Below are 6,247 nucleotides of genomic sequence, written 5' to 3'. Positions count from 1 at the left end.
GGACTGGAAGCCCTATACTGTGACCGATGGCAACTTGATTACAGGTCAGAATCCCGCGTCGTCCGACTCCGGAGCGAAAGCGGTCTTGCAACAACTGAGCGCTGGTTCGCCGATGTAATGGCTATTGCTTTTTCACGAAGTAACGATTGATAGCAGGAGGAATAATGAAACGTAAAGCTTAAGCAGTATGGAAGGGTGGTCTCAGGGACGGGAAAGGCACAATTTCGACCGATAGTGGTATTTTGTCAGACACTCAGTACTCCTTCAGCACCCGCTTCGAGCAGGGGATAGGCACCAATCCGGAAGAGTTGATTGCCGCCGCGCATGCGGGCTGTTTCTCGATGGCCCTCTCTGGTCAGTTGGGAGATGCCGGCATGACAGCCGAAAGTATCCACACCACGGCCAGTGTGACTCTGGATAAGACGGAGGAGGGATTCACCATTACGGCTGTCCATCTGGAAGTGACGGCGAAAATACCGGGAGCTGATCAGCAGGCATTTGAGACGGCGGCGAATAATGCCAAGGCAGGGTGTCCGGTCTCGAAGGTCCTGAATGCGAAAATCACGATGGACGCTAAGCTCGAAGCGTAAGCATGGTCACACCGAGCAGACGCACCGCGCTCCTCGCCGGCGCGACCGGGCTCGTGGGCGGTCACTGCCTCGATCTGCTGCTCCAAGACGACGCCTGGGAGCAGGTGGCCGTGCTTGGCCGGCGGGAGATCGGAACCACGCACCGCAAGTTGGTGCAGCGGGTGGTGGACTTCGACCGGCTCGCGGAGCTCGGTGACGTCCCGAGGGTCGACGATGTCTTCTGCTGTCTGGGCACCACCATGAAGCGCGCGGGCTCAGAGGCGGCGTTCCGCAGGGTGGACTTCACTTACGTCCATGAGCTCGCGCAGCTCGCCTCCCGGCACCGCGCCGGCCAGTTCCTCCTGGTGAGCGCACTGGGCGCGAATAGCCGATCGAGGGTGTTCTACAACCGGGTGAAGGGCGAGGTGGAGGAAGCGGTTCGGGAGCTGCCGTTCGATGGCGTGCACATCTTCCGGCCCTCGCTGCTCCTCGGCGAGCGCCGGGAGAGCCGGCCCGGAGAGCGGCTCGCGATCCTCGCGGGACAGGCGCTCGGGTTCATGTTCGTCGGCCCGCTCGGCAGGTACCGACCGATCGCGGCGCGGGCAGTCGCGGCGGCGATGATCCGCATCGCCAAGGACGCCGCCCGCGGGGTCCACGTGTACGAGTCGGACCGGATCCGGGGGCTCGCTGCAACCAGGAGCTAACGAATGTCGGCTTTTAGATTGACAAGACCGTCGAACCGCTCATTCTGATCGGAGGAGAGAGGAGAGCGTCATGTCCACGCCAGCCATCGCGCCGGCCGTCACTGCGCGGCACATGCCCGCGGAACGGCGGTTTCATCCCGTCGAGCTGGGGTGCTACCACCTGCCCCACCGCATGGTCATGGCACCGCTCACGCGCTCGCGTGCCCGCCAGCCGGGCAATGTTCCCTCTCCTCTCAACGCCTGCTACTACGCGCAACGAGCTTCGGCCGCTCTCATCGTTAGCGAGGCAACCCACGCGGTGCACCAGGCCGGCGGTCTGATCTTCCTGCAGCTCTGGCACGTCGGGCGCGTCTCCCATCCTTGCTTGCAGCCCGACGGCATGCTCCCGGTCGCGCCCTCGGCCATCAAGCCAGCGGGCCAAGCGTTTATCGAGAACGACAAGGGCGAGAGCGAGCTGGTCCCCTTCGTGACCCCCGCGGGCCTTGCAGATCGAGGAGATGCCTTACATCCTCCGACAGTACGTGCGCGGGGCGAAAAATGCGTCGAGCGCCGGCTTCGACGGCGTCGAGATCCACGCTGCCAACGGCTATCTGCTCGACCAATTCATCAACGCCAGCACTAACCAGCGCGCCGATCGCTATGGCGGCGCCATCGAGAACCGGGCGCGGCTGCTGATAGAAGTGGTCGAGGCGGTCAGCGGGGTCTGGGACGCGGACCGCGTCGGCGTAAGGCTATCGCCCCTCGGCACCTTCAACGACATAAGCGACGACGACCCGGAAACGACCTTTAGCTACATCGCGAAGAAGCTCAGCGACTACCGGCTCGCTTACCTGCACCTCGTCAACCCGGCCGTCGCCGCGATCGAGCAAGGGACCGAGCCCGATCCGCGAGCGACTCGGATGCTCGATCTCCTCCGTGAAAAATACCGCGGCACGCTCGTCCTGGCCGGTGGCTTCGACCGGGACACCGCCGAGGCCTGGCTCGAGCAGGGCAAGGCGGATGTGATCGCCTTCGGGCGCAAGTTTATAGCCAATCCGGACCTGCCGGAGCGGTTTCGCTCGCGCGCCTCCCTCAATGCCGACGATCCGTCCACCTACTATGGTGGCGGTGCCAAAGGGTATACCGACTACCCGACCCTCGCCCAGGAACGGGGCGAGCAGCCGAAACCATGCGTGGATGACCGATGGCGATAAAGTTTGGAAGATAGTTGGAACAGAGTGATGACTTTGTTTGAGGAAGCATGGACAGACTCCGGTTTTGGGCTGTTGATCATTTGCGCATCAGGAGGTCACCATGAAAATCCCACTGTTCGGGGCGGGCGGCATGATCGGCCGCCGTATCGCTGGAGAAGCACTTGCCGCACGGCCGATCTCGACTGGACCTACTTGAGCCCCGCCGCGCTGATTGCGCCTGGCGAGCGCACCGGCAAGTACCGCACGGGGGTCGGACCGGCTGGTCACCGACGCCCAGGGCGAAAGCCGGATTTCGGTGGAGGATTACGCGGTGGCGATGATTGACGAGCTTCCAGCCCCATCAGATCCGCCAGCGGTTCACCGTGGCGTATTGACGCGGCGCTTTTGCGGGCCGAGGATCACCAGCCGCTGATCGACATTCGACTGACTATCGGGGGAGAACTTCCATGGCAAACAAGATACAGGTGGTGTTCTATAGCATGTACGGGCACATCTATCGGATGGCCGAGGCCGTCGTCGCCATTTACGATAGGTACGTTCATTGGGAAGGCCTCCTTATTTAAGGTCACATTCGTGCGCGTGTATTGCCGTAGTGTTGAAATGAAGGCGCGGCTCGTTTGGCGAGTGGCGCGGCTCCAGAATCGCCACTAAATATAAAAAGCCTTCGCCATTGAACGAACAAGCTATCGCAGGCGGATGTTAAACGTGCCATAAATTGTTCCCAGTTTCTGCACCGTTTTCTCCATAGAGCGCCTTTCCCGAAGGACCTGTTAGTCCAGGTTATTATTTGTCGACCACCCTTCGGTTCGGAGGATCCAGATTGCACGACCGTGCGCCCCACGTGCAGCGCCGCGTCGGTGGCGTCGGTGCCGCGCCAGATGCTGTCCATCGCTTTGCCCTTCCATAGGCCCTTGCTGAGCGGGGAGCGGTTGTAGGGCCGCTCGGTCTCCGCACCGGCGAGCCCGATTGAGCCATCGCTGTCGGCCCCACGGATCCCGCGGATCACGGCGTCGGCGGTCATCCCACCCCCGACGATCAGATAGTGGTAATGCGGCATAAGAGCCCCGCAACGTGAGCGCTGAGCGGGAAGGGGCTTAGGCCGGAGTGAGCTCGAGCGGCGCCGCTCGAGCCCCGCTGGCGCTAGATCCTGCCCAAAAGAAGTAAGATGAGCACGATGAGCAACACCGTGCCCAATATTCCGCTTGGGCCATACCCCCATCCGCTGCTATGCGGCCAGGTTGGCACGGCGCCGATTAAGAGCACGATCAACACGATTAGCAGTATCGTTCCTAATTCCATCACCTTTCTCCTCACTCAATCACTCGTCTCTGTTTGATCATCAACACTGTACAACGATCTCTATCTGGGACAGGCTCGGCAATCCATTGCCTCAGCGCTACTCCTGTCGCCACGTCTGCCCCCCTTGATCAATCGCAGCCGCGCAGGAGGAAGATGACGAGCAGGATCGGGATGGGCACACCCAGGAGCCACAACAGGATATAACCGATCTTCCCTTCCTGTAACTTCATCGGCGTGGGGTGCTTCATCGAGCGGAGCCCTTGCCAGAGGCGTCTCCAGTATCCAATGCCTATCGTCTATCCAATGCCTATCGTCATGATCTCCTCCTCTATGAGGCCTTTTTCATCTCTGTGCCGCAACAACAGCGCGGAGGCGCCTCACCGCCCCCGCCTGCCTTCGAGCTCTGCGTGACCTTCATTTCGCACCCGCAATTCGGGTTCGTACAACGATACGTCTCACCTGTTGTCATAGCCATTACCTACCTCCTGGTCAAATACCGCTTCTCGAATCGCGCCTACTCGCTCGGGAATACCGTAGCCCGACGGGACGAATCGATCCGCTCCAGTTATACAAGCACTTGAATGTCGATGACCTTTATTTAAGGCCAATATCGCTTCTCACCGCCTCGACACCGGCCACGGCCTCGGCACGTCGCAATTCCGCTGAGCTATTCGCAAACCCGCTGAGCTGCACCGTTCCCTTGAAGGGGTCCACATTGATCCCGGGCCCGCTCACCTGTGGGGTCCTGGAGCGCCCTAAGGGTCTCCGAAGGCCGCACCGACGGCCTCGGAGAGCACTCGAGCTTGACGCCTCCTAGGAGGCTTACCCAATCACAGCTTTTGGACCCAGTCTGTCTGCCTCCTCCTCGGCCTTTTCCTTCGTATAGCCATACTTGCTCTGCAGCCGGCCGACGAGCTCCTCGCGCTTCCCTTCGATGACGTCGAGCTCATCATCGGTAAAGTCACCCCACACTTGCTAGGCCTTGCCCTTCAGCTGCTTCCAATTACCTTTGACTTGATCCCAGTTCATGTCCGTCCTCCCGTTCAAAATGGTTGGTTGTGGTCGCGCCCCGGCTCAACCGGGGCACTCCAAGTGGTGTAAGCTACAGGACCGAAAGAGAGGTGTCTGTACGCTAGCCCACATACAGAAGGAAACTGGCCTCGACATGAAACCTGAGGTCCCCGTTCCTGGCCTGGTCCAGCAGGTCGGGTCGATCACGGCGGCGCCCGGCATTCCGGGGAGCCGCTCGGCCCCACATCGCTACGTGTCCCGACTCGCGCGCACGAGCTGCCGGACCCCCACCCGTTCTCCCATCCAACGTTCCAGGGCCACCCCCCTCGCCATCTGCTTGAGCCAGGGCAGCGTTCCGCGGCGCGCTGGACCGGCAAGAGGAGCGCGAGGAGCGCTCCTTGTTGGCCTGGCCCGCGTACTCGCGGAGCACCTGGCCCAGGGGCTGGTGCTGGGCCTGGCCGTGCGCCGAGAGCCAGCTCGTGTAGGTGGCGACGAAAGCGAAGGGCGCCTCTTCGTCCTTGCGGTTCTCGGCGAGGTGGTAGCGCACCTGCCCAACGACGTTCCAGGCCGGGTGCAGGCGCTTGAGGAATTCCTCGACCGTGGCACCGGACTTGGCCTGCTCGGCCGAGAAGGCCGGCCGTCGGAGGAAAACCTCGAGGCGCTCGCCTCGGCGGCCCCGATGATGCCGGGGGCCGAGTACCTGACGGCCGAGATGCTCGGCGGCATTTCTCGACATCGGGCCGGGTGCAGACGCCGGTGACGTAGCGGCTGCCTACCTAGCTAGCGCCAGTAGGCGAAGTCCGGCGCAGGCGTTTTCGTGATATCCGGCGCGAGATCCGCGCGGCCGGCCAACCGGGGCGTGTACGCCATCCTGGGCGCGGCGTCCATCGTCGGTACCGCACCTGCTCTTCGGCCTCGGGGTGCCGGATCAAACCACGCTCGCCGAGGCCCCCGTTATGTGCGATAGCGTACAGACCATGAAGTCAGTTACCGCTATCTTCAAGTCCTGGTTACCCGCAGCAGGCACCGAACCAACATCGTATTGCTCATACGATGAAACCATTGCGGCACATATCATGAAGCGTTGCGTGAGCGCCGGGACAGGCGGTTAAGATCGACGAACACAGAGAGGTTATCACTCCTATGCTACACGGATTATTGGATCTGTCACTGTGGGGCTACATCATAGCGGCCTTGCTTCTGACTCATGTCACCATTGCCAGCGTGACCATCTTCCTTCATCGCCACCAGGCCCATAGAGCCCTCGAACTACACCCGATGGCCAGTCATTTCTTCCGCTTTTGGCTCTGGTTGACAACGGCCATGAACACGAAAGAGTGGGTGGCCGTCCATCGGAAGCACCATGCCAAGTGCGAGACCAGGGAGGATCCCCACAGCCCCCAGGTGCTGGGTCTCAACAAGGTCCTGTGGCAGGGCGCGTTTTTATATCATCGGCAGGCAAAGGATACGG

General features: G+C 61.5%; 6 protein-coding genes and 4 pseudogenes. 6 read left to right on the top strand and 4 right to left on the bottom strand.

Features of this window, described 5'->3' with window-relative positions:
• From M3461_12970 to M3461_12950, 5 genes and pseudogenes are all read left to right on the top strand, one after another.
• The coding region (locus tag M3461_12970) for a type 1 glutamine amidotransferase domain-containing protein (GenBank protein MDQ3775188.1) at nt 1-118 on the top strand (118 nt) is incomplete at its 5' end.
• A 103-nt stretch (nt 119-221) separates the two neighbouring features.
• On the top strand, nt 222-590 hold the full coding sequence (locus M3461_12965; protein ID MDQ3775187.1) for an OsmC family protein: 369 nt from the start codon (nt 222-224) through the stop codon (nt 588-590).
• 2 nt (nt 591-592) lie between these two features.
• Nucleotides 593-1,273: an NAD-dependent epimerase/dehydratase family protein gene (locus tag M3461_12960; GenBank protein ID MDQ3775186.1), complete on the top strand. Its 681-nt coding sequence runs from the start codon at nt 593-595 to the stop codon at nt 1,271-1,273.
• A gap of 112 nt (nt 1,274-1,385) precedes the next feature.
• A pseudogene (locus tag M3461_12955) lies at nt 1,386-2,466 on the top strand (alkene reductase).
• 144 nt (nt 2,467-2,610) lie between these two features.
• Nucleotides 2,611-2,840, top strand: a pseudogene (locus M3461_12950) (NAD(P)-dependent oxidoreductase).
• Between the two features lie 766 nt (nt 2,841-3,606).
• On the opposite strand, the gene M3461_12945 reads toward M3461_12950, so the two are convergent.
• From M3461_12945 to M3461_12930, 4 genes and pseudogenes are all read right to left on the bottom strand, one after another.
• Nucleotides 3,607-3,765: a DUF3309 domain-containing protein gene (locus tag M3461_12945; GenBank protein ID MDQ3775185.1), complete on the bottom strand. Its 159-nt coding sequence runs from the start codon at nt 3,763-3,765 to the stop codon at nt 3,607-3,609.
• A 594-nt stretch (nt 3,766-4,359) separates the two neighbouring features.
• Nucleotides 4,360-4,458: a hypothetical protein gene (locus tag M3461_12940; protein ID MDQ3775184.1), complete on the bottom strand. Its 99-nt coding sequence runs from the start codon at nt 4,456-4,458 to the stop codon at nt 4,360-4,362.
• A gap of 129 nt (nt 4,459-4,587) precedes the next feature.
• Nucleotides 4,588-4,794 (bottom strand): annotated as a pseudogene (locus M3461_12935) (CsbD family protein).
• A 329-nt stretch (nt 4,795-5,123) separates the two neighbouring features.
• A pseudogene (locus M3461_12930) lies at nt 5,124-5,377 on the bottom strand (ATP-dependent helicase).
• A gap of 542 nt (nt 5,378-5,919) precedes the next feature.
• Between M3461_12930 and M3461_12925 the strand changes: the two are divergent.
• The coding region (locus tag M3461_12925) for a fatty acid desaturase (protein ID MDQ3775183.1) at nt 5,920-6,247 on the top strand (328 nt) is incomplete at its 3' end.

It is taken from the genome of Pseudomonadota bacterium (assembly GCA_030860485.1).
In the GTDB taxonomy this organism is placed as follows: domain Bacteria; phylum Pseudomonadota; class Gammaproteobacteria; order JACCXJ01; family JACCXJ01; genus JACCXJ01.
Note: the sequence above shows the minus strand (reverse complement) of the source record. Positions and strands in the feature narration are given on the sequence as shown.

Excerpts from the sequence above, each read along its gene's own strand:
- M3461_12960 (MDQ3775186.1), top strand. The coding sequence starts at position 593 with ATGGTCACACCGAGCAGACGCACCGCGCTCCTCGCCGGCGCGACCGGG.
- M3461_12945 (MDQ3775185.1), bottom strand. The coding sequence starts at position 3,765 with ATGGAATTAGGAACGATACTGCTAATCGTGTTGATCGTGCTCTTAATC.